The sequence below is a fragment of the Gemmatimonadaceae bacterium genome, assembly GCA_036496605.1.
Lineage (GTDB): Bacteria > Gemmatimonadota > Gemmatimonadetes > Gemmatimonadales > Gemmatimonadaceae > AG2.
Map to the genome: position 1 here is coordinate 259281 of DASXKV010000050.1, position 26075 is coordinate 285355.

The window sequence follows — 26075 nt, forward strand, 5'->3', positions numbered from 1 at the left end:
CGCCGGAAGTAAAATGGAGGACACCTCGCGGCGCGCGTTCTGGCCAAGCTTCAGCGGTCTCGAATTCTCGCGCGAATTGGCGCGCTGTGCCAGATGCCGCGGGCGCAAACGCAGCGATGCGGTGGAGCAGATGCCCTGGCGCGGGGGGCACGCGTCCGACAGCGAGGTGGATGAGATCCTCGACATGGATAAGGATATCGCCGACGACGATTAGCGAAGCAACGCGAAGCGACGCGAAGCGTTCGCGCGACACCATCCCCATGTGTGCACGATCACACATAACGATATGTTCGAACAAATTTTCTCGCATTCCGCGAGAATTGTTTTGTTTTTCGCTCGACAACATTGTGCGCGGCATATCCTCCGCATACGCACGACCGAACTTTGGCGGCCCGTCGATCAGGGCCGTCGACACGTCAGTCGCATCAGTTGCTGGAGGAGTCAATGCAGTGGTTCCCCGCTCGTTCTCCTGCGCGATGGTCGCTATACGTCGCGCTCGTCGCCATCACTGCGAGCTGTCACGATGCGGTCTCGCGCAGCCTCGCTGTACCTAACGACTCCCTGACGGCGTCGCTCGCGCGCGGGCCCGCATCGCCCGCGGCCGCCAGCCCGACCCCGCCGACGATCTATCCGACCGACGGATCCTACGGATGGAGCTTCAACGGCACGACCGACTCGCTCCGATCCGGTGCCCTCACGACAAGCGATTTGCGAACGCCATTTCTCGCGGCAACCGATCCCGCGAGCAGTGGGTGGCTCTGGGCAGCTGGCGAAGGCCCCGGCCAGATCAATGCCGCAAAGCGTGCGTATCCCGTCAGTGTCAGTGTGATCGGACCTTCGTTCTTCTATACGTTGCCCGCAGCGCGGAAGAGAGTCTACGTCCGCTTCATGTACGAGCAGAGCAACCCCTTCAACTTCGACGGCACCACCAGCAATCGGGACTCGCTCACAATCGTGCGGTTCAGCAATCAGAGTCAGCAGCAGATCGTTAGCGCGGCGGCCGCTCCCGGCGGCGCAATGATCGCCGCTTGGAACTCCAGTTGGACCCGATCGCCCTCACGGTCCTCGACCTTCAATCTCAATTCCGGGCTCGGTCAGTGGACCTGTTACGAGATGATGGTCGACCTGACCGTGCGACGTCAGGCGCATACGACAATTTGGGCAAATGGCAACGTCGTTCTCGATAACACGATCACCGGTCGGCGCGTGCCAAGCTCCACGAGTTCGATTCGCTATCTGCGCTTCGACGGAGCGATCAATAGCATGAAGAGCGCGTCGACGGCATGGTTCGCACTCATCGGGGTGAGCGGTCAGCAGATGGGGTGTCCGCCATCTTCGCCGCCGCCCCCGCCGCCCCCGCCGTCGAGCGCGACACAGCTGGGCCTAACGACTCAACCGTCGAGCGCGGCCCAGAGCGGAATTGCCTTTCCGCAGCAGCCACTCGTACAACTGCGAGACAGTGCCGGTAATGCCGTCAGCCAGGCGGACGTCGTCGTGAGCGCCGCGATCGCCAGCGGCGGTGGCACGTTAGGCGGCACCGCCTCGGTGTCGACCGATTCCAGTGGCCGAGCGGCCTTCAGCAACCTGTCGATCAGCGGTACGGTCGGCGCACGGACGCTGCGCTTCGCCTCGGGGACGCTCACCACCGTCGTGTCCAGCACGGTCAATCTCTCCGCCGGTCCGGCGACGCAGCTCTCGATCACGATGCAGCCGTCGAGCACCGCGCAGAGCGGCGTCGCCTTCGCGCAACAGCCGGTGGTTCAACTCCGCGACCCGGCGAACAACGCCGTGAGCCAATCGGGTATGGCGGTCACGGCAACCATCGCTAGTGGAGGCGGTTCGTTGGGCGGCGTCACCACGATCACCACGAGCACGACCGGAGCAGCCACATTCACCAACTTGGCGATCACCGGAAGTGGCGCGCAGACGCTGCAGTTCGCCGCGCCAGGATTGACGACGGTCACCTCGGCAGCGATCAACGTCAGCTCAGGCGGCACGGGCGGCGGCACTGTCCTCTTCTCCGAGAGTTTCGAGGATACGAATTTCGGTGCACGGGGCTGGTACGACCTCGGCGGGATGACGAGCCTCTCGTCGACCGACCACATCACCGGCAGCACGCACTCGCTGCAGATCAACTTCCCGCAAGGGGCGATGAAGCCGAGTCCGAACGCCAACGCCCGACACCTGTTCACGCCCAGCGACGCCGTGTATGTGCGCTACTGGATCAAGCACAGCTCGAATTGGGTTGGCTCAGGACACAATTATCACCCGCACGAGTTCTACATACTCAGCACCCTCGACGATCAGTACGCGGGCCCGTCGTTCAACTATCTCGCGACGTACATCGAGGACAACTGGATGTCCGATGGCGGCCACCCGCTGCTCCAATCGCAGGATGCGCAGAACATCGATGTGACTCGCATCAATCAGGATCTGACGAACGTCACCGAGAACCGTGCCATCTCCGGGTGCAATGGAAATCCCGACAACACACCCGAGATCAGCTGCTATCAGAGCGGGAGCGACTGGAACAATGTGAAAGTGTGGCGTTCGGCGCAGCCCGCGTTCGTCAATGCAACGGGCCCGACGTACAAGGGGGATTGGCACAAGGTCGAGGCGTACTACAAACTGAACTCGATCGTCAACGGCATCGGGCAGCGCGATGGCGTCGCTCAGTATTGGGTCGACGGTGTGCTGTACATCGATCGACACGACTTGATGTTCCGCACCGGTGCGCATCCGACGCTGCAGTTCAAGCAGTTACTGATGGCGCCCTACATCGGCGACGGCTCGCCGGTCGCGCAGTCGCTCTGGTACGATGATCTGGTCGTGATGACGGCTCCGCCGTCACCGTAAACCACGGCCAGGCTCCCGAGCTCGGCGGTTTAGTATATCATAAACCGCCGAGCTTGCGGAGGGGACTACGGTGGCGGGGGTGGCGCCGACTCGGCCGGAGCACCCTCGGGTGACTCGACGACGATGTACGTCGTCTCCGTGCCCTCGAACTCGGGCTGATACCAGACACCGCCGCAGTGATTGTACGTCACGCCACCGTAGACAGCCACCGGACAGCTTGGTGGCAATGCGTACACTGTGGACCCGATCGCGGCGGCCGTGACTGCACCAGCCACGAATCCGGCGGCAGCCGCACCCCATCCCCCATAACAGCAACCATAGCCGCCGTTCCAGTTTCCACCGCCGGCAACGATGTCGTTGTCCTGGATGTTGATCGGCCGATCGTTGCTGATGTTCGTGCGATCGCCATTACCGATGTTGGTGCGATTACCATTGCCGATGTCAGTGCGATTCCCATTGCCCACATTGGGGCGATTGCCGTTCCCGACAGTCGCGCCGCCGCCGGGCCGGTTCGCGAGGTTGCCGCCGCCTGTACTGGGCCGGTTCGCGAGGTTGCCGCCACCAGCACTCGGTCGGCTCGCCGGCGGGCTAACGCTCGGACGATTCGCACCCGGACTGACGTTCGGGCGGCTCGCGGTTGGCGTCGACGGACGCGGCGCTGGTCGCGAGAAGTTGCCACCGCTCGGACGCGAGGGACGTGACGTCACACTCGTTCGCGCACCGCCGCGCGACATGCCACCGCCAGCGCCGCGCGACATGCCACCGCCACCGCCGCGCGACATGCCACCGCCGCCACCGCCGCCGCGTCTACCACCACCGCCGCCGCGGCGCTGGGCGTCCGCGCGCGCACTCAGACCGGCGGTTGCCAGGCACGCGAGCAGAAGGATCGTCATGAGTCTCTTCATAATCTTTCCCTCTCCTACTGTCGTGCAGTATTGGATGACGATGCAACGACGGGCACTTCGGCGATTGGGATGGCCTTCGCGAGAGGCGGCGCTCGAAAGACGAACGTATTGTCGTCGAACGATGGCGCGAGGTTCCACGTGTACGTCGCCGTGTGTTGAGGCCGAGCCTCATCGGTGAGGGTCGTGATGACGATTCGGCACGGCAACGGGTTCTCGCCACGTTGAATCCACAGCTGCCAATCGAGCCCCTCCTGCCGGAACGCGTACTGTTCACACGTCACGTCGTTGATCGCGCTCGGACCGAGATCCGTGGCCGACGTGATCGCTTTCACGTCGCTCTCTGGTGTTCCCCATCGAAAGAGATCGACAAGCGGCAGTTCGATGTCGTACTTGTCCTCGAGGTCGTCCGCGAGCTTCTCGATTGTGGACGGCGCGGCAACGGTCGCGTAGAACTCCGGCCGCGGCGCGTAGAGGGTGAAATTTTTCCCATCATAGAAAAAGAGACGTCGTTGTCGGTCGTTCTTCACCTCGGCGAAAAGCCGGTCCGGCCGCCTCGCGACGAGCTCCACGGAGCGGATGATTTGAACTTTCTGACCATCCGTTCGCACGTCCTCGGTAACGACGTCGGCAGCGAGCTTGAAGTCCTTGAGCGTACGAAGGTAGTTGCCCATGAGCTCGAGCTGCGCGAGCGCGTCTTGATCGAGTACGGGCGTCGTGTCCGCCGTCACTTCTCCGTGCGAGATCTCCGTGTGGTTCGGCGCGCTCGCAACGACGGGCTGCACACGCGACGGCACCACCTTCAGAAGCGTGGCAATGACGGCGATCGCGGCGATCACGCCGATGACTGTGACCGTGATCTGACGTGAGCGACTCATCGAACTCTCCGGAATGCTGACATCGGAGTATCTATCGCGGGTGGACCGCCGTGTTATGCGACCTTGGACGAACGACGCGTGATTCGCTCACTCCATGGTCTGCCTGAGCTCGACCAGCGCCTGATCGATGCCGTTCACGCGTGAGAAGCCGAGGCGCGGGTACTCGAGCTCGATGATGACGTAGGTCGCCACCGACACGCTCGCCGCAACGCCGATGATGTAGATCCAATTCCGCGCGGGACCGCCGGCGAGTCCGTAGCCGGCAAACAGCGCAGCCGCGAGCGCCGTGACGCCGAGCATCGTCCAGATCAGCGTCGGCGGGTGCAACCGGCGAGCCATGCGCTCCTTCTCGACCACTCCGAAGAGCTCGTTGAGTGCGGGCAAGAGTAGCATGCGTGCTCGTTCACCGGTCGGCGTTAGGCACACGGCGACCGAACGCGTCCAGAGGTTGTCTTGCGCCTTCGTGACCGCCTCCGGCTCATGGGTCATTCGAATCGAGCCCGGCGCCTCGGAGTACCACGCAACCAGGGCGTCCAGGTAGCCCCGAAATTCGCCGCGGACTGCGCCCTGGAGCTCCACTGGAAGCAAATCGATGCGTTGCCACGCCGTGCCGGCGGCGTTGGCTTCGTCGCCAACGATCTCTCGCCGATGCTCGAATCGGCCAGCGGCGCCCGAGAAGGCGAAACCGACGAGCAACGCGAACAGGCTGTACACAGCACTGTCGACGACACCCACGCCGGTGCGAGCGTTGCTGCCGCGCCGCGCGATCTGGCGCAGACCAAATCGGCGTCCGAGCTCGATGAACAGCAGCATCGCGGAGAAGAGACCGACGGCGATGCCAATAGCGATGATCGCGAAGCGAATGTGCAACATAGAACCCCTAGAGTCGCAACTGGAGTCGTGATTGAAAGAATTGCGTCGCGCCTTTCGTCCCGAATCGGGTGAGCACGCCGTACCCGTACCCAAACTCGAGACGAATATTGTCGGTGACGTACCAATTGATCATCGGCGTGACTCGCCAGAAGATCCCGCCCTGGATCGGCCCATTCGTCAGGTTGCTATATGAGAACTTGATCAATGGTGCCCAGGCACCAGGCCCGCCTTGCATCACCGTGCTGTCCGGTGAGACTTCTTTGAAGTAGTTGCCAGCGAGATTGAAGCTTCGAACTTCACCGGTGGTGATCCACGAGACGACAGCCTCTCCGCCATGGAACCATGGATTGCCAGTCTGGCTCGAGTTCACCTTCTGCCAGTAATACTCTCCCCCAAGGAGCAATCGACCCGGACGGTAGTAGAGCTCAGGACCGAAAGTGAGCGCCGATGCGGCGGCGAACGGCCCGGTGTCGATGAAGTACAGCGCGGGAAACGCCTCCGGCTTCGACCGCAATCGCAGGGTGTCGTGATTCGCGTCGCCGATGCGGAAGTTCATCGCCATGTGCAACAACGTGCCGCTCGTGTCCGACGCGCGTGGATCCCAACCCGCGCGCGCGACGAATTGATAGTTGTATGACGAGAAGCTCTGCCCTTCGGACAAGGCGTCGGTGAATGCGCCCAGATTCCAGAAGACGTGCGACGTCGGCAGGTAGCCGAGCCATTTGATGCCGTCGGCGAGCAGAGGAACCGTTGCGTCAGTGAATGGCAGTCGCTCCATCGACCAGCCGTCGTAGCCGACCATCACCTTGTTGAGGCTGAATCCCTCTTTCGCGCGCCCGATGAAGAAGTGGCTGTAGATCTCGGGGACGGCGATCATGAGTCCCGTTTGCCGAACCAGCCACTTATATGTTGCCGCGTCGTACATGACGCCGGCTTGCCACGTGAACGACCGCTTGGTCTTGAAGCGCCCGCCGAGCAGAATGCGTGCGTCGCGCAGCCGAAATTCCGGATTCAGGTTCGGGAACTGCTCCCTACTCGCCGAGTCCTGCGAGTACGCAGCGACGTCGAAGAGCAAACCCGCACCCACGTGCAGGGTCATGAAACCGAGATCCCACTCCGGGCGGGTGAGCAAACTCCGGCGCAGGGATTCATTGTCGGCCTCGCCGGCCGTGAGCTCGTTCACGAGGATCGAGTCCCGCGTCGAATCCGTCCGTGTCGCCGTGGGACCAGGCTTCTGCCCCAGGGCTGTCATGATATTCGTTAGGCTGAGCGCGACAAGTGCGATGGCCGTGCGACGCCTCACGATGGTCAGTACTCGTCGAAGTAACGCTGGATCGTCAGCGGATCAGTCGTCTTGAGCAGCGCCAGGCGCAGCAGCACGCGCGCTTTCTGCGGATTCAGGCCTAACGACGCGACGAAGTGCAGGCTGTCGTCGTTCACCTCGACGTTCCGTCCGACCTGGCCCGTTGTGACGCGTGACGAACGCACGCAGACGATGCCGCGCTTCTCCTGTGCCTCGAGCGCGGCGAGCGCAGGCTTCGTCATGTTGCCATTCCCGACGCCGGCGATGATGATGCCCTTGGCGCCGGCCGCGGCGGCCGCGTTGATCAGCGCGCCGTCCATGTTCTCCGTCGCCATGATGATGTCGACGCGCGGCAGGACGGTCGTCTTCTCGACGGCGAAGTCCGTGCTCACCGTGTTCTTGCCGACCGGACCGCGATACCACTCCGGCACGCCGTAGGCAACGGTGCCGATCAGGCCGGAAAGCGGCGACATGAACGTTTGCACGGCCGTCGTGCTCGTCTTCGTGAGCGACGACGCGCCGTGGATCCAATCGTTGACCACGACGAGCACGCCCTTGCCCGCGGCGTCCCGGTTCGCGGCGACGGCCACGGCATTGTAGAAGTTCAGCGGACCGTCCGCCGAAAGCGCCGTCGAGGGACGCATTGACGCGGTCAGCACCACCGGCTTGCGCGACTTGACGACGAGGTTGAGGAAATACGCAGTCTCCTCGATCGTGTCGGTCCCGTGTGTGATCACGACGCCCGAGACATCCGGCATCGCCAGGAGCTCGTTGACGCGATTCGCGAGCTTGAGCCACACCTCGTCGTTCATGTCCTGCGAGCCGATGTTCGAAATCTGCTCGCCACGCAGATGCGCCAGCTTCTTCGCCTGCGGCACTGCGTTGAGCAATTGCTCGACACCGACCTGGCCGCTCGAGTAGCCGGACTGCACGTCGCTCGCCGCGGCACCGGCGATGGTACCACCGGTCGCAAGCACAACGACGGTCGGTAGGCCGTCGTGATTGTGATTGCCATTCCCGTCCTGAGCGATCGCGCACGACGGCACAAAGCCCATCGATACAAGGAGCGCCACGATTACTGGAAGTTGCGCTCTCCAATCACTAGTGCGACTCGACATGGGACTTCTCCTGTTGGATCAATCGCTCACCGAGTGATGAGCGCCTTCAGCGCCTAACGCCCGGACCCCGTGAGGGCCGTCGGGTTGAGGATTTCGTCAATCTGCTGATCGGTGAGGATGTGCTTCTCACGGACCAGCTCGAGGATGCCGTCGCCCGATTCGAGCGCCTCGGCGGCGAGCTCCGTCGCCTTGTCGTACCCGATGACGGGATTGAGCGCCGTGACCGTCCCAATGCTCGACTCGAGGTAATGTTGACAGACGTCGGCGTTGGCGGTGATCCCGTCGATGCAGAACTTGCGCAGCGTGTTCGCGGCGTTCACGAAAAGCTGTTGCGACTCGAAGATCGCCGCGGCCATTACCGGCTCGAATGCGTTGAGCTGGAGCTGGCCCGCCTCGGCCGACAGCGTTACGACGAGGTCGTTCCCAATCACTCGATAGGCAACCATGTTCGTGACTTCCGGAATCACCGGATTCACCTTGCCCGGCATGATGGACGAACCGGGCTGGGTCGCGGGCAGATTGATCTCGTGCAGACCGCAACGGGGACCCGACGACAGCAGTCGCAGGTCGTTGCCGACTTTAGCAAGTTTGATCGCGAGGCTCTTGAGCGCCGACGAGTAGAGCACGAACCCCTGCGTGTCCTGCGTCGCTTCCACGAGATCCTCGGCAAGACGAATCGGCATCAGCGTAATCTTCCCGAGATGATCGGCGCACTTTTGCGCGTAGCCCTTCGGCGCATTGAGGCCGGTGCCGATCGCGGTGCCACCCATGCTCACTTCGCACAGTACTACCTTGATCGCCTCGAGCGCGCGCACTTCGTCGGCGAGCGTTCGGGCAAACGCCTTGAACTCCTGCCCGAGTGTCATCGGCACCGCGTCCTGCAGCTGGGTGCGGCCCATCTTTACGATGTTGCTGAACTCCTTTGCTTTGACCCGGAAGGCCTCGATGAGGTCTTCGAACGCCGAGACGACCTGCGCGTTCCCGAGGGCCATGCCGATGTGCATCGCTGTCGGATACGAGTCGTTCGTCGACTGCGAGCGGTTCACATGATCGTGTGGATCGACGTACTTGTATTCACCCTTGACGTGACCCATCAGCTCGAGCGCGCGATTCGCGATGACCTCGTTCGCGTTCATGTTCGTCGACGTGCCCGCGCCGCCCTGTAGAATGTCGAGCTGAAACTGCTCGTGGAGCTTGCCGTCGATGATCTCCTTGCACGCGCCCTCGATACCGTCGAGCACCTCGCGCGAGAAACCGCCCGTCTCGAAGTTCGCGCGCGCCGCCGCGAGCTTCACCATCGCGAGCGCCTTGATGAAGTTGGGAAACTGACTCAGCGGCTGACCGGTGATCTGAAAGTTCTCGAGTGCGCGCGCAGTCTGTACGCCGTAGTACGCGTCCGCCGGTACTTCGAAATCGCCTAGCAGATCGTGCTCAGTCCGAGTCTTCTTCGCGGGCATGCGAACCTCACCATTCGATGTAAACGGCGTGTGCCGCGCGTCGAGGCCTAACGAGGCGCGGTCGCGAATGCGATGACAAACGCAAGCTGAGACCTCGCTCAGCCGCGACCGAGTGGACGAAGGTCCAACCGGCGAACGCGGCTGCACTGCCCGGGTTGGACAATCACCGTCGTCGAGCGTCGTACGTCACAGGTCAGAGTGACGACTTCTGTTTCGCCGCCGTGCGGCGAATCGTCGAGCATCGGAGGCGCGCTGCTGCGTCCTCGGCGACGCCTCTTCGACGAGGAGACTCGATGGACATCCAGATCCAGTTCTCGCGCGACGGTGTAGGGTCCGTGGTCGTACCGGGCCTCGCGTATGCCGGTGTGCGAACCCTGGCGAAGTTGCTGCCCTCAATCGTGCCGACCAGCGCGACGCTCGCGCTACTCGGCGCGCTGCTCTGGTTCGCCGCGGCGATTTATCTCTTCTTCGTCGTCACCTGGCAGCGCGACGACAATTGGCTCGCGGCCGGTCTGCTCATCGGCTTGGTCATCTTCGGCGGCGCGCTGGCGGCGGATTTTCTCGTCGGCATGCTCGACATGGGCTCGCTAGCCAGATCGATGCCCGGCATGCTCGAATCGTCGGTTGGATTGATTCTGCGGACGCTCGTGCTCATTCCGGCGTCCGGCGGAGTAGTCGCGGGCGCGCGGTGGCTCACCGCAGAGATAGGACGCGGCGGCGCGATCACGCGCTAGACTCCCCGCGGCTCTCGCCTCGTTGGGCGGCCGCAATGACATAGGGGCTTGGGGCTAGCGGCCAGAGATGCAGGACGCCGAGCGCGTTGCGCGTCTCGCGTTGTGAAGCGTTAATTCCGAGTCTCGCGCGTTCCACATCCATCGTCCTTCGATCAAGCCAGTGTCGCAACTCTCGACTCCGACCGCGTACAGCTACGAGTCCGGCCGTACCTACCGGCTCGAGCGGCTCATCGGCAAGGGCGGTTTTGGCGAGGTCTATCTCGCGACGGCGACGCCATCGGAAGGGATGCCAGCGCAGGTGTGCGTCAAGATCAGTGAGCGCATGACGGCGTGGCTCCGCGAGGCGTACTTCGCCGAGTTGCTCGATCGCGAGCCGCGAGCGCTCCGCGTGTTCGACCGTTTCGCGATCGTGGACGGTCTCCGCATGCGCTACTGCCTCGCGATGGAGTACGCCGAACATGGAGACCTGAGCGCGTGGTTGGCGCAGAAGGGGCCGCAGTCCGAGCGTTTCGTTAGGCGCGAGATCGCCGCGATCCTCAAGGCGCTCGATGCACTTCATCGCGGCCAGGCAATGCACCGCGATCTCACGCCGTTCAACGTCTTCGTCTGCGAGAACGAGGAGCTCAAGCTCGGCGACTTCGGGATCGCGACGCATCAACTCAGTCGCCGCGGCGTCACCGCCGATGCGTTCAACGTCCTCAACGCGCCGACGGAGATCGCGTGGGGAAAGATCCGTCGCTGGCAGCAGCGCGACGACATCTATCAGGTCGGCCTCATCGCGTCGATGCTGCTGAAAGGCGACATCACGAGCCCGATGCGGAGCAAGGATGTCCGGCGCCTCCCCTGCAGCGACCATCTCAAGGAAGTCATCCACCGCTGCCTCGGCTCACGCGGCAAGCGTTACGAGGCCGCGAACGAGCTCATCGCCGCGCTCCACGCCAAGTCGAGTCAGCCAAATCTCGGCCGGATCACGAGCCTAACGGGTAAGCACATCGCATTCACCGGCTTCCTCAGCCGCCCGCGCAGCGAGGCGATCGCTGCGGCCAAGAAGGCAGGCGCGATCGTGCAATCGAAGCCAGGGCAGTCGACGGATGTCCTCGTGCGCGGGAAGCCTAACAAGCAGCAGATCGCTGGCCAGGTCGGCGGGACGAAGCTGATGGAGATCCGCCGAATGGCGGCGCTCGGGCATCCGGTCAAGGTGATCGGGGATGGGCAGTTCTGGAGGTTAGTGGACACACGGCCGACTCGCGGCAAGACAAGGACACCTCGTAAACGCGGCAACGTGCGCCGATGACAAGCTGAACAACTCGGGCTTTCGTTGGCACAGCACAAAACCCAATTTTGCTCTATGCGTGACATCCGAGGGGCAGCCGTGCAATTCCAGCACGCGCCCGGCGACAAAGCGTACAATCTCTCCCGCGTTCGACACTTCGTCACCGAAGGCGCACGTTCTCACGTCGAGATCATCGCCTTCCCGGAGATGTGTCTCACCGGCTACTGGCACACGCGCAAGCTTTCGCGAGCAGAGATGAAGGCGCTGGCGGAGCCCGTACCCGATGGACCGTTGAGCCAGGAGCTCCTGCGTCTCTCGAGCGAGCATGGCATGACCATCGGCGCAGGCCTGATCGAAGAGGCTCCTGACAGCCGGCTCTACAACGGGTACGTCGTCGCCATGGCTAATGGGACGTGGGCCGTCCACCGCAAGCTGCACGAGTTCGTGAGCGAATACCTGGCCAACGGCGATCGCTACACGGTCTTCGATACGCCGCATGGCTGCCGAGTCGGCGTGCTCACCTGTTACGACAACAACATCGTCGAGAATGCGCGAGCGACAGCGCTCGCCGGCGCCGAGATCCTCCTCGCGCCGCATCAGACGGGCGGGTGCAACTCGGTTAGCCCGCGCGCCATGAAGCCGGTGGATCCGGCGATCTGGGCGCGTCGACACGAGGATCCCGACGCGATTCGGGCCGAACTCTGTGGACCGAAGGGGCGAGCGTGGATCATGCGCTGGCTTCCGAGTCGCGCGCACGACAACGGGATGTTCCTCCTCTTCGCCAACGGAATTGGTCCGGACGACGACGAGATCCGTACCGGAAACGCAATGATACTTGACCCGTACGGGGAGGTGATCGTCGAGACCAGTGAGCCAGGCGACGCCATGGTCATGGCGGACCTCGATGCCTCGCTCATCCCAACGTCGTCTGGCCGCCGGTGGCTGCGCGCACGGCGACCGGAATTATACGAATCCTTAACTCGGCGAACGGGCAACGAAATGGATACGCGCCGCGTCCGATTTGGAGAGTAGTAGCATGCGAGTTGCGAGAATACTGATCACGCTCTTGGCGGTCGGCGCCGTCGCCGGCTGCGACGTCGCCGCGACCACCCTCACTGGCACGACGGGCGGTCAGCCCGCAGTGCGCGTCGTCAACGCATTCACGAGTCCCGTCGACGTGCTCGTCGACGGCAGCGTTGCGATCTCCGCGCTCGCCGCCGGCCAGGTCGTCTCCACCAACACGACGGCCGGCAATCACTCGGTCGTGCTACGGCCAACAGGCGCGAGCACGACGACGTCGCAGACGATCACCGCGGCCACGGGCGCGATGAGCACGATTGCCGCCGCGGTCGCCGTGGGCGGCGCGCTGACGAGCGCAGTACTCGACGACACGAACAACGTCGTCCCATCCGGCGCAACGAAGCTGCGAGTAATCCACCTCGCGCCGAATGCGGGCACGCTGCAGGTCTATCGCACACAGCCTGACTTCTCGACGCCGGTCTCGTGGCAATCGCCGTTTAATTATCAATCGGACCCGACGAGCGCGACGTTCGTCCAGAGCACGGTCGGAAGCTGGGAGGTTCGCGTCTGGCAATCGCCGGCCGACGCGAGTGGCTGGGACACCGCGCCCGCGAGAATCATCGTGCCACTCGTGAGCGGCGAGAAGGCAACGATTGTGATTCTCGACAAGACCGGTGGAGGCGTGCGGCTTCAGTTGCTCTAGCCGCCGCGACGCCCCCGTCACGCTCACAGGGTAGATGCTATCGACGCTCCGACACCATCAGCTTCCCAAGATCTGCCCACCTTACGAGGATGACGTTGTTGTCCCGCAGCGCCTTCTTGAACTCCGCGCTCCGCACGACATCGTAGTCCCGTTGACGCCACGCCGAGCCGTACGGCTCGTGGTTCACCGTCACCGCCTGGAGCTCGGAGTCGTCGTGGCCGAGGTGCACGATGATTTCGTTGAGTCCCGGTTTGAGATTGGCGATCGTGTTGAGGTAGAACTCCTTCCAGTGATCGCGCGCGACGTCCGGCGACGCAACGACCACGTTGTCTACGGCGATGTCATTTGGCGAGAGCGGCATCGGCGAACCGCCCTGGAGGCTGCCGCGAAACGCGAGAAATGGCAGATGATAGTCGTGCGCGACCTTCACGTACGTCGCCATCAGTTCCGGCGTCGTGAAGAGGGCACCCATGTGGCTGTCGAGATGCGTCGGGCGAACGCCGAGCGCCATCGCGCGATCGATCTGCGCTCGTAATTCACGTTCGACGTCCGCGGCCTTCGCTCTCGCGACGACGGGCGGTACATCGGACGGAAAGGTCCCATCCGCGTCGAGTAAACTCTGAACCTGGTCGCTCGGCGCAACACTTCCCCACCGGTATGTTTGCCACTCGCTGGTGAGCGTTAGGTGCAAGCCCAGATCGGCGTCGGGGTGCGCCTTGGCGTACGCGGCGACCTCCGTCACCCACGGCGTCGGCATCATGATGCTCGCCGACGAGATCGCACCCTGATCGAGCGCGTCGAAGCTCGCCGAGTTCACGGAATGCGCAACGCCGAGGTCGTCGCCGTGGAGGATGAGGAGCTTCGCGTTGGCGGGATAGCCAAGTCGTTCGGCAACGGTCTTCGTCTGCGCGGGCAATGTGGCAGCGAACATCAAAAGAGCCAGTGACGCATAGTGCAGCTGGTGCATTGAAGCCTCCGTGGCGCGTTCCTGGGTAGGTCGCAAGGCAAGAGAGTACCAGCATCGCCGCCAGGTGGAAAGGAAGCGCGCGGAGCGCTACTATAGCGACATGATTCGCTCTGCATGGTTGGCCTTGATTGGCAGCATCACAGTCGCAAGCTGCGAAAGCCCTACTGGCCCGGCGCGCGACAACTCGCCGGTTCAAACGGACGCGACGGCCTATACTCTTCTCCGGACCGCTCACGCGTACCAGGCGACGGCGCTTGCAACGTACGTCAATCGGACCGGCAACTCGGTCTACTATGCGCGCTGTACCAGTTCTGACACTGGTCCCATGTGGGGGCTCGGGCGGACGGGGGCCGACAGCTTACGTCGGTTTTTCACGTCTTTCGCATGGGCATGCGTAGGCGGCGTACCGATGGGCGAGATCAAACCGGGAGAGAGCGTCACGGCTCGCGTCATCCTCGGTTCCCTCGATGAACCGAGCATGAACCCGCCACTCCGACCGGAAGACATCACCGGCACCCTGCGGGTTTTTCTCGAGCTCTGCGCGCAGTACGGCGCTGACTCCGATAATTGCGTGCGGGCGCCGCTAACGCTCCGCCAGTCAAACGCTTTCCTCGTTCGATTCTGAACCCGACCGCCGACACTCAACACCAACGCGCATGCCCCCGCAGGGACTCACCGCCGGCCGGCTTGCCGCCGGCCTAACGATTGGTTGCTTGCTCTCCGCGTGCCGCCCCACGCCGTCACCGCAGACCGCGGCGACGCCCGCAACGCGCCCACGACCCGTACAGATGGCACCGCTCGCCACGCTCAACGCACACCGCGTCATCCCCGAGCCCGTTTCGGTGAGCGCGGGTACGGGCGCGCCCTTCGCGCTCAGTGCGACGACGGCGATCGTCGTCCCCGCGAACAACGCTGACGCGGCGCGCGTCGCCGAGCAGCTCGCCGCAATGCTCCGGCGCTCGACGGGCTACCCTTACCCCGTCTCCACTGCCGACACGCCCGTGCCTAACGGCGCAATCGTGCTCCGGCTCGGCGGCGGTGCGGAGCTTGGGAGCGAAGGCTACGACCTCACGATCGATGCGAATGCGGCGCAGATCCTCGCCAGCACCGCTGCCGGGCTCTTTTACGGGACGCAAACGCTCCGTCAACTGCTCCCCGCACCGGTCGAGGCCGAACAGAATGAGCTGCGGATGGTCAGCGCGTGGACGCTTCCGCCCGGCAGGATCATCGATCACCCACGCTTTGCGTGGCGTGGAGCGATGCTCGACGTCGCTCGCCATTTCTTCACCGTCCACGAAGTGAAAGAGACGATCGACCTCCTCGCACTCTACAAGCTGAATACACTGCACCTGCACCTCTCCGACGACCAGGGATGGCGCATTGCGATAGACTCCTGGCCCAACCTCACGATCGTTGGAGGTAGCACCGAGGTCGGAGGTCATCCCGGTGGCTTCTACACCAAGCAGGACTACGCGTCGATCGTTAGGTACGCGCAGGATCGGTTCATCACGATCGTGCCGGAGATCGACATGCCGGCGCACACCAACGCCGCGATCGCTTCTTATCCGCAACTCGGATGCAGCAAGCCGACCCCGGGCGTCTATGGCGGGACGCAAGGAGCCGGCGTCTACACTGGTATCGCCGTCGGCTTCAGCTCACTCTGCCCAGACAGCGAGGTGGTTTACAAGTTCATCGACGACGTCGTGCGCGAGTTGAGCGCGATGACGCCGGGCCCGTACTTCCACGTCGGCGGCGACGAGGTCGAAGCGCTCACGAACGAGCAGTACGCGCGCTTCGTCAATCGAGTGCAGGACGTCGTCTACAAGTACAACAAGACGATGGTCGGCTGGGAGGAGATCGGCAAAGCGCAGCTCCGTCCGACGACGATCGCACAGCAATGGAAGAGCGACAGCGCGCTGCTCGCGTTCAAGCAGGGCGCCAAGCTCCTGCTCTCGCCGGCGAGCAAAGCCTATCTCGACATGAAGTACACGCCTTCGACCGAGCTCGGTCTCGACTGGGCGGGCTACGTCGATCTGCGCACGTCGTATGACTGGGATCCTGTGACATACCTGCAGGGTGTCCCGGAGCAGGCCGTCGTCGGCGTCGAGGCGCCGCTCTGGTCCGAGACGGTGCAGAACATCACCGCGGCGCAGTACATGATCGTTCCTCGACTTCCGGCGATCGCCGAGGTCGCCTGGACGCCCGCATCGGCCAAGAACTGGGACAGTTTCCGTTCGCGGATCGCCGCGCACGCCCCGCGCTGGCGATTCCTCGGCGTGAACTACTATCCGTCACCAGAGGTTGCGTGGTGATCGTTAGGCCCAACCCTCCACCCTCGTGACTGCTTCTCAGACCGACCGCGCACAACCCGAGTCATTTCGCGGACGCGCGTTGATGGTGTCCCTCACCGTGAACAACCTCGAACGGAGCCGAGATTGGTATCGTGACGTCATCGGTTTTACCGTCGATCGCGAGCACCAACGAGACGGCAAATTGATGGCGGTGTCGCTCAAAGCCGGCGCCGTCCAGATCCTGGTCAACCAGGACGACGGCGCGAAGGGAGCGAATCGCGTCAAAGGCGTCGGCTTCTCGATGCAGATCACGACGACACAGAACATCGACGAGCTCGCGAAGCGCGCCAAGGATCACGGCGCGACGCTCGACACGGAACCCATGGACACACGGTGGGGGGCACGGATATTCCGCCTCACCGACCCCGACGGATTCAAGCTCACCATCTCATCCGAGCGCCCTTCGTGAACCATTCCCAACAGAGTACGCGAGCCTCGCTCGCGACGTTTCTCTGCCTAACGTTTGGCCTCAGCGCGATCTGGTACACGCTGATCATCCAGGCGCACAGCCTCGGCGCGCATGGCGGCCTGTACGTCCTCGCGCTCATGTGGTCTCCGGGCACGAGCGCGCTCGTTACGCGTCTGATCTTCCAGCGCAACCTGCGCGGCGAAGGGTGGGGCTGGAACATGATCACGACGCGCAGCGCGATCCTCGCGTACCTCCTCCCGTTAGGCTACGCGACCGTCGCCTATGGACTCGTCTGGGCGACCGGCCTCGGCGGCGTCGATCTCAGCCGGTTCCACTACGGCATCGCAACCTTCCTCGTGGTCGGATCGCTTCAGAGCTTGATGTCGGCGACCGGCGAGGAGCTCGGCTGGCGCGGCTTCCTCGTGCCGACGCTCGCGAAGACGATGTCGTTCGGACGACTCTCACTCCTGAGCGGCGCGATCTGGGCCGTCTGGCACATGCCGCTCATCATCTTCGCCGACTACAACGGCGGCACGCCTGCCTGGTACTCGGTGACCTGCTTCGCGCTGATGGTCGTCGCGCTCGGCGTCCCCTTCGCGTGGCTGCGATTGCGCTCCGGAAGCGTCTGGCCCGCGGCGATCCTGCACGCGTCGCACAATCTGTTCGTCCAGGCCTTCTTCGATCGCGTGACGGTGGACACGGGCCCGACACGCTGGCTCACGGGTGAATTCGGCGCGGCGTTGGCGCTCGCGATCGTCGTCACAGCGTGGATTTTCTGGCGGTATCGCGGCTCGGTAATGATGCCTAACGAAGCACCAGGCGTTGCCGCGCCCTCCTTGTCGACGCATGCGGACGCGCTCAATGCGACGCCAGTCGGCCGCGGCTGATCAATGAGGCGTTGGGCCGTCGCACATGACACGCGTCGACTATGACTCGATCGCGGCGGATTATGACGAACGCTACGCGCGCAACGACTACCGCGGGGTCGCCGATGCGCTGACGCGGTTTCTGCGCACGACGAGGTCGCCCGTCGTGCTCGAGGTGGGGTGTGGCACCGGTCATTGGCTTGCCGTCGCCGCCAGCGCGTCAAGCCTCGTCACCGGCGTCGATCGATCGTGGGAAATGCTCCGCCGCGCGCGACGCGCCGCGCCACGCGCGCTCATCGTCCACGGAACAGCGGAGCAGCTCCCTTGGGCGTCGCAGAGCATGGATCGCGTGTTCTGCATCAACGCGTTCCATCACTTTGCCGACAAAGCTGCGTTTCTCCGGGAGTGCCGACGGGTACTGCGTCCGGGCGGCGCGTTCCTCACCGTCGCCATCGATCCGCACATCGCGACTGACAAATGGTGGATCTACGACTACTTCCCGACAAGCCTCGAGGCCGACCGTCGGCGTTACGCATCCACTGATCTCCTTCGCCGCGATCTTCTCGACCTCGGATTCGCGGCCGCGTCGACCGAGGTTGTGCAACACATGCCCGCCGAGCGCTCCTTTGACGTCGCTCTCGCGCGCGGATCACTCGAGCGCTCGTCGACATCCCAGCTGATGGTGATCAGCGACGCCGAATACGAGTCGGGCATTGCGCGTCTCCGAAAGGACCGCCCCGTGCTGCGATCGGATTTGCGACTTTATGGAACAGTCGCCACCCTGTCAGCCCGAGCAGCGCGCCTCACAGTCCCTGTCATCCTGAGGAGCGAAGCGACGAAGGATCTCCTTTTCACCGCGAGAACCGAGAATGAATGTCACGCTCAGGGCGTGAGGCGCAGACCAGCCGCAAGCGAGATCAATCGCGGTTTGAAGGATCAAAATCTGAAAGCGCTCACCACGTTTGAGTCGGAGTCGGATGCGCATCATACTTAAGAAAAGCCCAAGTATCGTAACCGCGGTCAAGGGCATCATGATGAACAAGACGACCGCCGCAGTGCGACCTGTAATTGTATTGGGAGATTCCGCGCCTTGTGAAAGCACGACTGCGAACCCTGTGACGAAGATCGCGAACTCGATGCCGGCGATTCGCCACAGGATCCTTGCCAGCCTTCCCAGCCCATGGTCTGAAACCTCCATGCGACACCTCCTCCTATACCGTATACCCTTTCTCGGTTTCGTGCTCGCGACAACTTTGGCTGTTGCGAGTTGTGGCAAATTCGCTCAACAGGCCGATGCCCAATTCGGCGATCAGCATTTCAAAACATCGATCGCATTGGTCGAGCTGTATCATGTGCGACATGGCGCCTATCCCGCCTCGCTCGCGGATCTAGACTTCATTGGCGATTGGGACAAGATCGCGTTGGTCAACGTTCGCTACGAGCGACTGTCCGACGGCTATGCGCTCGATGTCGTGCGAGGTTGGGTCGGCAAACCCACGATCAGCTACCCGAAGGAGTTCTGGCACGGGCTCGGGTTGAAGCGAACGAATGTAGCCATGATACCGCCGCCAAACGGCGATTGAGCTATGCGTGACCCGTCGGGAATACGAGCAGAGTTCGACGAGGAATGCCGACGCGTCGGCGTGCGACTCGACGATGTCCTGCATTTGCTCGACCCATCGCCGCCGCGTGTGCCAGGACTGCACGCAATTGGATTCGACCTCGCCGTGGGCCTCGAGTATCTCCAGGCCATGCCGGACAATGCCGGCACGATCGCGTTCGTCGAGTGCATGCGGCCGCATCTGCTGCTGGCCGCCCATCACCGCGCAACGTTGGCCGGCGCGCAACAAGGAGCCTTACAGGCCGGGCCGAGAGTCGAGTTGTCCCCCGCGCCCATCATGGCGTACCGAACGATGCGCGAGATCGACGATTACGAAGAGTACTTGCTCGCGGTCGTCTGTTCGCTCAGCGGCGACGACGCGGCACGCGATCGCGTGCTCGAGCGTCGCGGCATCTACACGCGATACGCAGAGATCTTCGACGCGTACCTCGAGCTCGCCGGCGACGGCGTCGAGGGAGCCGAGGCCCTGCGGCGCGCGACCTTTCTCTACTGGTGCTCCGCGACTCAACCAGCGTGCCTAACGGGCGTGGCCGAGTTGGCCGAGTCGCAGGAGTTGGATGTCGTCGAAACGCTCGACCATCTCTGCGAGCGAGGCACGCTCGATCCGCAGTTGCGCTGGATGCTCGGCTACTATCACGGTCGCTTCCCGGCTGTGTTCGGCCGCTTCGAAAAGACGCGTGCGCTGCAGCGCGTGCTCAGGCGGACATTTCCCGAAGCATGGCGCGCCGCCGAGCCCGAGACGCGAGATTTTGAGCATCGCGGCCTCATGGGAAGGTTCTGGAATGACGTCATCACGAGCGCGACTGACGACTGACACAACTATTGCCGCACGAACTTGAACGGCCCGCCACCAATTCGAAAGTTGCCCGTGATCGTGTCGCCCTTGAGCGTCCCGTCGAAGACCTCCGTAGTGTCCGCCGCCGACCACGCCGAGAGGAGAACCAGCTCGAGCTGGCCATTGTGCGCCGAGCCGAGCATCCCGCACGGAAGACAACCGACGTAGCCGAGGCGCGGGCGCGGCCAGTATTGCCCGCTCAGTGCATCGGCTTGACCACTGCGCGACCCCGGCGACTCGACCCAGATGTTGAACTCGGTGAACTGCGCGCCGAGTGCGGGAATCGTCGATTGGTCGAGCTGAAAGCGGCCCTCGATCGCCTCCGTCTGCGGTGCCGTAACCTGCACGCTGTCGTACCGCAGCCTGACGAGTGAGCCGAACACGCCGAGTCCACCGCTCACACGACTGATCAGCCCCTCGCCCGAAAGCGGATCGTTGTGCGTCCGATACCAGTCGTAGTAGTTGGAGTCGACGGCGGACACCGTCACCGCTTGCGCGAATCCCGGGATGAAGACGTGCGGCAGGTCGTCGAGATCCGCGTTGCGCAACATCCCGGGAAGCTGCACGTGCGTGCTCTCGGTGAAGAACGAGCGCGGCCCGAATGGCGTCTCGACGCGCACGAAGTAGCTCCGCGCCGTCGGCGACGCCGGCCAGTCGAGCATCAGCGTGGCGCTCGAGCGATCGAAGCTGCCTAACGCCGCGCTCATCGCCGTCGCACCGTCCGGCACCGACGTCTCGGCGCTGAGCTGCTCACCCGCGGTCGTTACCACCGTGAGCCGGTACGTCGCGTTCCGTTGGAGTGAGCTGCCCGCGAGCGCGAAACGGTAGACACCGTGCCCGGCCCCAGGGCCGCCGTTGTTGTCCTCGTGCGCGACGAGCGTGCCGCCGTCCGGCGTCGTCAGCGTCATGAGCGCCCCGGTCTCCGCGATCCCCGCGTCGCTCCCGATCGGATCCTCGAGATCGAACGACGGCGCGATGATGTCGACGCGCCCGGAATTCGTGCGCTCCAGTAGCACGACTTGGGTCTGCGCGCTTCCGCTCAACACACCGTGCAGTGCGAGCTGCGGCGTCGTGCGCGGAATCGCCGTCTTATCGAGCTCGCACCCGCAGACGAGCGCGACGAGGACCGGAGAGTACTTCCTCAACTCAAAACGCAACGCGTACCCCCACACTCGGCAGAATCGGAAACTGGGTGTATCCTCGCCGCGTCGGACTGGCGGTCGCGTAGTCGTAGAAATAAACGAAGACGTTGCGCGCGTTGTACGCGTTGACGACGCTCACGTACGGCGCAACGGTCGCTCCGCGCACCGTCATCTCTCGCGAGACGTCGAGATCCAGCCGTTGCGTCGCCGGGAAGCGCGCCGAGTTGCGTGCCCCGCCTAACGGCTCGAGATAGATCGGCGGATTCCCCGTTCCCCACGTATCGTTTGCGGGATCATAAACTCGGCGGGCGATCTGGCCGACGATCGGCGTGTAGGGCGTTCCCGTCGCGTAGCCGAGGCGCGCACCGATGCGGTAGTGCGCAAGCCGCCACGTCGCGACGGCATTGACATCGTGTCGCCGGTCATTGCCCGGAGCCCACCGCACGCCGTCGCGCTCGTGCGACGCGACACCGTACGAGTACGAAAGCCAACCCGTTGGCCCTCGCGCCGGCTGCCAACGCGCTAGCAGATCGACCCCGTAGGTGAGACCAGTCGCGGCGAAAAACTCGTCGCCGCGGACCGTTGGATCTTCGTACGGATTCGCGTCGAGGACGCGATCGTACTTCTTCACGTAGCCCTCGATCTTGATCGACGTCGTCTCCAGTCGTCGCTCCACGCCCGCGACCCAGTGCCACGCCGTCTCGACGGGAATGTACTGATCGCTCGCGAGCCAGATGTCGAAGAAGCGGAACGGACCGTCGCCGGCGAGCGAATGCATGTTCTGCGTGACGCGGCCGGCCGCCGCAGTGAGCGCGATCGTCGGCGTCGCGAAGTATTTGACGGACAGTCTCGGCGACAACGCCGCCCAATCACGACCGCCGCTGAGCGCGTCGCCGCGCAATCCACCTTCGATCACCCAGCGGTAGGACACACGCCAGATGTCATCGAGCCATGCCGCATACGACATCGGGTCCTGGACGATGTCGAACGCGCTTGTTCCCGTCTCGGCCGAGCTGGATGAATAACCAACGTGCGTCGACGCGACCTCGTAACCGAGCGACCAGTCGTTGGCGCTGGTGCGCATCGCCAAAGACCCGTTTACTCGAACGTCGCGCACGTCGCTGCGCTGCGTCTCGGCGCCTTCCCCGATGTCGAGGCGCGTCGAGAACGCCGATGTGGAGACGCGCTGCTCGAACGAAATCCTCGAGGTGAAGTCCTTCGACAGCGTCGCGCCAACGACGCGGTTCCCCCAATCGTACTGCCACCCTCCCTGCCCCGCGCTCGAGAAGCTCGAGTCGTTGACCAGGCTGGCGAGGTTCAGATCGAGCAGGTCCTTGCCCGCGTATCCAGTGACGGCGACACGCCAGGCGTTAGGCAGCGTGTACGCGACATGTCCCTCGAGATCGACGAAGTGATAGGGGAAGTTGTCGCGGCTGAAGGCAGCCGCGACGGCATCGGCATAGGTCCGCCGGGCGGCGAAGCTCCAGTTGCCGCGGCCACTGCCCAACGCGCCGGCGAGCCGGGCCGACGTCGCGAGCACGGAGACGTCGGTCGTCCCGTGGATTCCCGCGCGCGTCTCATCTGCCGAGTGCACGTCGAGCACACTCGAGAGGCGGCCGTCGTAGCGCGCGGGGAAGGCACCGGTCATGAGCTCGATACCACCGACGGTCGCGTCCATGAACGTCGAGAACAGCCCGCCCATGTGAAATGGATTGTAGATCGGAATCCCGTCGAGCAGCACGAGATTCTGGTCGGCGCTCCCGCCGCGAACATTGAGCCCCGTATTGTAGTCGTTGCGCGCGCTCACGCCCGCGAGGAGCTGGACGACGCGCGCGACGTCCGGCTCTCCGATCGCAGGCACACCTGCCATCAGACGCGCGGGCATCGCGATCGTGCCGACGTTCGGTCGCGCGGTAAACGACTCGACCTCAGTGCGCGCGACGTCGGTGCGGACGGGCGCGAGCTGCTGCGCCTCCGTCTCCAATACGATGCTCACGCGAAGCGTATCGTTAGGCGCGACGCCGACAACACGATCGAGCGACCGGTAGCCGAGGCGCTGGATGTGAATCGTCGCGCGGCCGGCCGGAACGTTGATGAGCGCGAACCGGCCGGCGGAGTCGGTCGTAGTTCGTACAGCGCTGCCACTGACGCCGACCGCCGCACCGGGAATTGGCGAGCTATCGGGCCGGCTCGTCACTCGACCGATGATGATTCCACTACTCGGCGTTTGTGCGCCGAGCATCGCGGGAACGAAGAAGATCAGCAGGCCCTTTACAGGGTTCACGAACTCGTGCCTGGAGAAAGGTCGCCAAATCTGCGCCCGCGGCATCGGCGTGTCCAGCGGCCTGCACGTTCAGTATAGTTCTACTGTTCGATGTCGTGCGGCAGCCGGCAACCGTTGATCGAGGAGCGCTGCTGCCTAACGGCGCTACCTCGGCCTTGGACGTGAAACGCGTCCGACTTTGATTCGGTCGCAGCAGACTATGACAAACGCGACGCGCGAAACGGTAGATCCGGTACCCAGTGCCGCGGCCTAACGGCGAATGAGCTATGCGTGACCCGTCGGGAATACGAGCGGAGTTCGAGGACGAATGCCGCCGCGTCGGCGTGCGCCTCGACGACGCGCTCCACCTGCTCGACCCCGCGCCGCCGCGTGCACCGGGCCTGCATGGCAATATGCCTCGACGTTCCCGTGGGCCTCGAGTATCTCCAGGCCATGCCTGACAATGCGGGCACAGTCGCGTTCGTCGAGGTCATGCGCGTCGAGGAGGCGCTGCGACGCGTCGCCTTCCTCCTCTGGTGCGCGGCGACACAGCCGGCGTGCCTCACTGGTGTCGCCGAATTGACCGAGTCGCAGGAGTTGGACGTCGTCGAAACGCTCGACGGCGTCTGCAAGGAAGGCGAGCTCGATCCCCAACTCCGATGGATGCTCGGCTACTATCACGGTCGCTTCCCGGCTGTGTTCGGCCGCTTCGAGCGTGCGCGCGCGCTTCAGCACGTGCTCAAGCAGACGTTCCCGGAAGCCTGGCGGAGCGCGGACCGCGAGGCGCGGCACTTCGAGGGACGTGGGCTAATGGGCAGGTTCTGGAGTGACGTCATCACGAGCGAAGAGCGCGACTGATGAACGACGCAATCTCGTCCACAGGACGTTGACACTGTGTGCATGGCGCGATCGCGCGATTCGTCTTAATTAGCAAATCAGCAGCTCGAGGATCGTCGAGAGTACAAATGGTCAAATGGGTCAAGCTGACGAACGTTGGCTCGGGCTTCGCCGCCGAGCTCCTGGTCGAACGATTGCGCGGCGCCGGGCTGCATGCGCGAAGCTCGGGTGACGTTGGTATGTTCGGCGCGGGATTCCAGGGTCCCACCGCGCGCGGCATCGACGTCTTCGTCCTCGTCAACGAGCTGAGTGCCGCGCGCGAGATCCTAGAGGAGACCAGTGAGCCTGGTTAGAGCACGTCCGCGCGGTCGCGTACTTCTGGGCGATAGCGCCATTGCCGTTGTGGGCATTCGCGATTCGACACGTTTGGCGTGCACCGCAACCATCTCGTCTGACGGCACCTAACGACAACGGGCGACCGCATCAGCGGCCGCCCGTTCCAAACCGAGGCTGCAGACTGCTAATTGCCCGCGGCTTTGGGACGCGGAAGCGCCGTCGGCGGCAAGATCTTGTTCAGACGCATGTAATTCGAGATCTGGCTGTAGTGATCGGCCATGTCGAGCGCGTGGCCGAGGACCATGTTCGCGCGCGCGAACTGCCGCGACTGGCCATTACCGAAGGTCAGCGTCACCTGGTCCGCCAGCTTCCCGTCGCTCAGCTGCGCGAACGCGTCCTCACAGAACTTGAATGACGCCTTGAGCTTCGAGACGAGCGTGTCCTTAGGCCACTTCGCCTTCATCGAATCGGCGGTCGTCGAATCCTTCGCCGATATCGTCGCCTTCATCTCGCCGAAGTTGTTACAAAAGAAGTAGTTGTCGCTCGCCAAGTGCTGGGCAATGTACCCGATGGAGAGTTGGCCGGGCGTCGGCTTGTACCCGAAGATCGATTCGGGTATGGAATCGAAGGCCTGAGCGAGGTTACGCTGATAGGACATGGTCCGGCCACGGAATGACATCGTGATCGGATCGGTCGCCGGCGTACCCGACGGCTGTTGGGCAACGGCAGTCACTGGGAGCGCCAACACCAGCAAGGCAACGAAGGAGGTTCTCATGTCATCGTCCGGAGCTGAGGATGCCCGTGATTCTGGCCGGCGCCCGCCGACGGCGCAACGGTCCGAAATGACCGGAGATGGTAAACTCGTCATCGAGTCCGCGCGGCTCGACCTCGTCCTCGATACGCGCGAGGCCGTGCTCGCGCGCATCGAAGCGCTGAGTCCCGCCGACCGCGCGGAGGTGTCGCCGGAATGGGTCGAGCGCATGCGCCAGTCGACGCCGAGTCCGTGGACGCATGGCATGTCGCTGGTCGAGCGAACGTCGGGCGCGGTCGTTGGCAGCGGGGGGTATAAGGGTCCGCCAGACGACGACGGCGCGGTCGAGATCGCGTACGGCATCGGTGAGGAGTATCGCGGCCGCGGTTATGCCAAGGAAGGCGCCGCGGCGCTCGTCGAGTTCGCCCTCGGCGCCGGTGCGCGTTTAGTCTATGCTCACACTCGACCCGAAAATTCTGCGTCGGCCCGTGTTCTCGAATCGTGCGGCTTCGAGCGCGTCGGCGAAGTGGTCGATCCTGAGGACGGTCTCGTTTGGCGGTGGGAGCACCGAGAGTGACTA

The 26075-nt window shown here is 63.7% G+C and carries 27 protein-coding genes; 16 read left to right on the plus strand and 11 right to left on the minus strand.

Annotated elements, in window-relative coordinates:
• Positions 1 to 13: 13 nt before the first annotated feature.
• Together VGH98_19770 and VGH98_19775 are read left to right on the plus strand one after the other, a co-directional pair.
• Positions 14 to 214 (plus strand): hypothetical protein, encoded by a 201-nt coding sequence (locus tag VGH98_19770; protein ID HEY2378225.1) that lies wholly within the window; start codon positions 14 to 16, stop codon positions 212 to 214.
• Positions 215 to 444: 230 nt separating this feature from the next.
• Positions 445 to 2856 (plus strand): hypothetical protein, encoded by a 2412-nt coding sequence (locus VGH98_19775; GenBank protein HEY2378226.1) that lies wholly within the window; start codon positions 445 to 447, stop codon positions 2854 to 2856.
• A 65-nt stretch (positions 2857 to 2921) separates the two neighbouring features.
• Here the strand turns inward: VGH98_19775 and VGH98_19780 are convergent, their stop codons facing one another.
• From VGH98_19780 to VGH98_19805, 6 genes are all read right to left on the minus strand, one after another.
• The gene (locus VGH98_19780; GenBank protein HEY2378227.1) at positions 2922 to 3761 is read right to left on the minus strand and encodes a hypothetical protein; all 840 of its coding nucleotides are present in this window, start codon (positions 3759 to 3761) and stop codon (positions 2922 to 2924) included.
• A gap of 14 nt (positions 3762 to 3775) precedes the next feature.
• Positions 3776 to 4636, minus strand: coding sequence for a DUF2092 domain-containing protein (locus VGH98_19785; protein ID HEY2378228.1), 861 nt, complete (start codon positions 4634 to 4636; stop codon positions 3776 to 3778).
• Between the two features lie 87 nt (positions 4637 to 4723).
• Positions 4724 to 5509, minus strand: a complete 786-nt coding sequence (locus VGH98_19790; GenBank protein HEY2378229.1) for a hypothetical protein — start codon at positions 5507 to 5509, stop codon at positions 4724 to 4726.
• A 7-nt stretch (positions 5510 to 5516) separates the two neighbouring features.
• Positions 5517 to 6812, minus strand: a complete 1296-nt coding sequence (locus VGH98_19795) for a porin (protein ID HEY2378230.1) — start codon at positions 6810 to 6812, stop codon at positions 5517 to 5519.
• 5 nt (positions 6813 to 6817) lie between these two features.
• Positions 6818 to 7930, minus strand: coding sequence for a type II asparaginase (locus VGH98_19800; GenBank protein HEY2378231.1), 1113 nt, complete (start codon positions 7928 to 7930; stop codon positions 6818 to 6820).
• A 53-nt stretch (positions 7931 to 7983) separates the two neighbouring features.
• On the minus strand, positions 7984 to 9387 hold the full coding sequence (locus VGH98_19805) for an aspartate ammonia-lyase (protein HEY2378232.1): 1404 nt from the start codon (positions 9385 to 9387) through the stop codon (positions 7984 to 7986).
• Between the two features lie 293 nt (positions 9388 to 9680).
• On the opposite strand from VGH98_19805, the gene VGH98_19810 reads away from it, so the two are divergent.
• From VGH98_19810 to VGH98_19825, 4 genes are all read left to right on the plus strand, one after another.
• Positions 9681 to 10121, plus strand: coding sequence for a hypothetical protein (locus VGH98_19810; protein HEY2378233.1), 441 nt, complete (start codon positions 9681 to 9683; stop codon positions 10119 to 10121).
• Positions 10122 to 10281: 160 nt separating this feature from the next.
• A complete protein-coding gene (locus tag VGH98_19815) occupies positions 10282 to 11415 on the plus strand; it encodes a protein kinase (GenBank protein ID HEY2378234.1) in 1134 nt (377 codons plus the stop codon).
• 54 nt (positions 11416 to 11469) lie between these two features.
• Complete coding sequence (locus VGH98_19820; GenBank protein HEY2378235.1) at positions 11470 to 12426, plus strand: nitrilase family protein; 957 nt, start codon at positions 11470 to 11472, stop codon at positions 12424 to 12426.
• A gap of 4 nt (positions 12427 to 12430) precedes the next feature.
• Positions 12431 to 13117, plus strand: coding sequence for a DUF4397 domain-containing protein (locus tag VGH98_19825; protein HEY2378236.1), 687 nt, complete (start codon positions 12431 to 12433; stop codon positions 13115 to 13117).
• A 37-nt stretch (positions 13118 to 13154) separates the two neighbouring features.
• Here the strand turns inward: VGH98_19825 and VGH98_19830 are convergent, their stop codons facing one another.
• Positions 13155 to 14084, minus strand: coding sequence for a polysaccharide deacetylase family protein (locus tag VGH98_19830; GenBank protein ID HEY2378237.1), 930 nt, complete (start codon positions 14082 to 14084; stop codon positions 13155 to 13157).
• A gap of 409 nt (positions 14085 to 14493) precedes the next feature.
• Between VGH98_19830 and VGH98_19835 the strand changes: the two genes are divergently transcribed.
• Genes VGH98_19835 through VGH98_19865 form a run of 7 tightly spaced genes read left to right on the plus strand, consistent with a single transcriptional unit; the run spans position 14494 to position 20145 of the window.
• Positions 14494 to 14709 (plus strand): hypothetical protein, encoded by a 216-nt coding sequence (locus tag VGH98_19835; protein ID HEY2378238.1) that lies wholly within the window; start codon positions 14494 to 14496, stop codon positions 14707 to 14709.
• A 31-nt stretch (positions 14710 to 14740) separates the two neighbouring features.
• Entirely contained in the window at positions 14741 to 16396 is a 1656-nt protein-coding gene (locus VGH98_19840) for a beta-N-acetylhexosaminidase (GenBank protein ID HEY2378239.1), read from the plus strand.
• Positions 16397 to 16421: 25 nt separating this feature from the next.
• The gene (locus tag VGH98_19845; GenBank protein HEY2378240.1) at positions 16422 to 16844 is read left to right on the plus strand and encodes a VOC family protein; all 423 of its coding nucleotides are present in this window, start codon (positions 16422 to 16424) and stop codon (positions 16842 to 16844) included.
• The gene (locus tag VGH98_19850; GenBank protein ID HEY2378241.1) at positions 16841 to 17731 is read left to right on the plus strand and encodes a type II CAAX endopeptidase family protein; all 891 of its coding nucleotides are present in this window, start codon (positions 16841 to 16843) and stop codon (positions 17729 to 17731) included. The genes VGH98_19845 and VGH98_19850 overlap by 4 nt, the downstream gene beginning before the upstream one ends.
• A 25-nt stretch (positions 17732 to 17756) precedes the next feature.
• Complete coding sequence (locus tag VGH98_19855) at positions 17757 to 18704, plus strand: class I SAM-dependent methyltransferase (GenBank protein ID HEY2378242.1); 948 nt, start codon at positions 17757 to 17759, stop codon at positions 18702 to 18704.
• The gene (locus tag VGH98_19860) at positions 18688 to 19293 is read left to right on the plus strand and encodes a hypothetical protein (GenBank protein HEY2378243.1); all 606 of its coding nucleotides are present in this window, start codon (positions 18688 to 18690) and stop codon (positions 19291 to 19293) included. Before VGH98_19855 ends, VGH98_19860 begins: the two co-directional genes overlap by 17 nt.
• Positions 19294 to 19296: 3 nt before the next feature.
• A complete protein-coding gene (locus VGH98_19865; GenBank protein ID HEY2378244.1) occupies positions 19297 to 20145 on the plus strand; it encodes a hypothetical protein in 849 nt (282 codons plus the stop codon).
• 5 nt (positions 20146 to 20150) lie between these two features.
• Here the strand turns inward: VGH98_19865 and VGH98_19870 are convergent, their stop codons facing one another.
• From VGH98_19870 to VGH98_19880, 3 genes are all read right to left on the minus strand, one after another.
• Positions 20151 to 21311, minus strand: a complete 1161-nt coding sequence (locus tag VGH98_19870; protein HEY2378245.1) for a hypothetical protein — start codon at positions 21309 to 21311, stop codon at positions 20151 to 20153.
• Position 21312: 1 nt separating this feature from the next.
• On the minus strand, positions 21313 to 23592 hold the full coding sequence (locus tag VGH98_19875) for a TonB-dependent receptor (GenBank protein ID HEY2378246.1): 2280 nt from the start codon (positions 23590 to 23592) through the stop codon (positions 21313 to 21315).
• A gap of 197 nt (positions 23593 to 23789) precedes the next feature.
• Positions 23790 to 23978 (minus strand): hypothetical protein, encoded by a 189-nt coding sequence (locus tag VGH98_19880; protein ID HEY2378247.1) that lies wholly within the window; start codon positions 23976 to 23978, stop codon positions 23790 to 23792.
• Between the two features lie 46 nt (positions 23979 to 24024).
• On the opposite strand from VGH98_19880, the gene VGH98_19885 reads away from it, so the two are divergent.
• Both VGH98_19885 and VGH98_19890 read left to right on the plus strand, forming a co-directional pair.
• Positions 24025 to 24429 carry a hypothetical protein gene (locus VGH98_19885; GenBank protein HEY2378248.1) on the plus strand — a complete coding sequence of 135 codons (405 nt, stop codon included), beginning with the start codon at positions 24025 to 24027 and terminating at the stop codon, positions 24427 to 24429.
• 107 nt (positions 24430 to 24536) lie between these two features.
• Positions 24537 to 24761, plus strand: coding sequence for a hypothetical protein (locus VGH98_19890; protein HEY2378249.1), 225 nt, complete (start codon positions 24537 to 24539; stop codon positions 24759 to 24761).
• Positions 24762 to 24928: 167 nt separating this feature from the next.
• On the opposite strand, the gene VGH98_19895 is transcribed toward VGH98_19890, so the two are convergent.
• Complete coding sequence (locus tag VGH98_19895; GenBank protein HEY2378250.1) at positions 24929 to 25519, minus strand: DinB family protein; 591 nt, start codon at positions 25517 to 25519, stop codon at positions 24929 to 24931.
• On the opposite strand from VGH98_19895, the gene VGH98_19900 reads away from it, so the two are divergent.
• Positions 25518 to 26072, plus strand: a complete 555-nt coding sequence (locus VGH98_19900) for a GNAT family N-acetyltransferase (protein ID HEY2378251.1) — start codon at positions 25518 to 25520, stop codon at positions 26070 to 26072. The two genes, VGH98_19895 and VGH98_19900, sit on opposite strands and share 2 nt — an antisense overlap.
• Positions 26073 to 26075 lie beyond the last annotated feature (3 nt).

Bases quoted from the DNA above. Each gene is read 5' to 3' on its own strand.
- VGH98_19800 (HEY2378231.1), bottom strand. From the start codon at position 7,930: ATGTCGAGTCGCACTAGTGATTGGAGAGCGCAACTTCCAGTAATCGTG.
- VGH98_19890 (HEY2378249.1), top strand. From the start codon at position 24,537: ATGGTCAAATGGGTCAAGCTGACGAACGTTGGCTCGGGCTTCGCCGCC.
- VGH98_19775 (HEY2378226.1), top strand. From the start codon at position 445: ATGCAGTGGTTCCCCGCTCGTTCTCCTGCGCGATGGTCGCTATACGTC.
- VGH98_19835 (HEY2378238.1), top strand. From the start codon at position 14,494: ATGGGCGAGATCAAACCGGGAGAGAGCGTCACGGCTCGCGTCATCCTC.
- VGH98_19810 (HEY2378233.1), top strand. From the start codon at position 9,681: ATGGACATCCAGATCCAGTTCTCGCGCGACGGTGTAGGGTCCGTGGTC.
- VGH98_19780 (HEY2378227.1), bottom strand. From the start codon at position 3,761: ATGAAGAGACTCATGACGATCCTTCTGCTCGCGTGCCTGGCAACCGCC.
- VGH98_19790 (HEY2378229.1), bottom strand. From the start codon at position 5,509: ATGTTGCACATTCGCTTCGCGATCATCGCTATTGGCATCGCCGTCGGT.
- VGH98_19820 (HEY2378235.1), top strand. From the start codon at position 11,470: ATGCGTGACATCCGAGGGGCAGCCGTGCAATTCCAGCACGCGCCCGGC.
- VGH98_19895 (HEY2378250.1), bottom strand. From the start codon at position 25,519: ATGAGAACCTCCTTCGTTGCCTTGCTGGTGTTGGCGCTCCCAGTGACT.
- VGH98_19770 (HEY2378225.1), top strand. From the start codon at position 14: ATGGAGGACACCTCGCGGCGCGCGTTCTGGCCAAGCTTCAGCGGTCTC.
- VGH98_19840 (HEY2378239.1), top strand. From the start codon at position 14,741: ATGCCCCCGCAGGGACTCACCGCCGGCCGGCTTGCCGCCGGCCTAACG.
- VGH98_19885 (HEY2378248.1), top strand. From the start codon at position 24,025: ATGCCTGACAATGCGGGCACAGTCGCGTTCGTCGAGGTCATGCGCGTC.
- VGH98_19830 (HEY2378237.1), bottom strand. From the start codon at position 14,084: ATGCACCAGCTGCACTATGCGTCACTGGCTCTTTTGATGTTCGCTGCC.
- VGH98_19900 (HEY2378251.1), top strand. From the start codon at position 25,518: ATGTCATCGTCCGGAGCTGAGGATGCCCGTGATTCTGGCCGGCGCCCG.
- VGH98_19860 (HEY2378243.1), top strand. From the start codon at position 18,688: ATGCGCATCATACTTAAGAAAAGCCCAAGTATCGTAACCGCGGTCAAG.
- VGH98_19825 (HEY2378236.1), top strand. From the start codon at position 12,431: ATGCGAGTTGCGAGAATACTGATCACGCTCTTGGCGGTCGGCGCCGTC.
- VGH98_19805 (HEY2378232.1), bottom strand. From the start codon at position 9,387: ATGCCCGCGAAGAAGACTCGGACTGAGCACGATCTGCTAGGCGATTTC.
- VGH98_19785 (HEY2378228.1), bottom strand. From the start codon at position 4,636: ATGAGTCGCTCACGTCAGATCACGGTCACAGTCATCGGCGTGATCGCC.
- VGH98_19855 (HEY2378242.1), top strand. From the start codon at position 17,757: ATGACACGCGTCGACTATGACTCGATCGCGGCGGATTATGACGAACGC.
- VGH98_19880 (HEY2378247.1), bottom strand. From the start codon at position 23,978: ATGCAGGCCCGGTGCACGCGGCGGCGCGGGGTCGAGCAGGTGGAGCGC.
- VGH98_19865 (HEY2378244.1), top strand. From the start codon at position 19,297: ATGCGTGACCCGTCGGGAATACGAGCAGAGTTCGACGAGGAATGCCGA.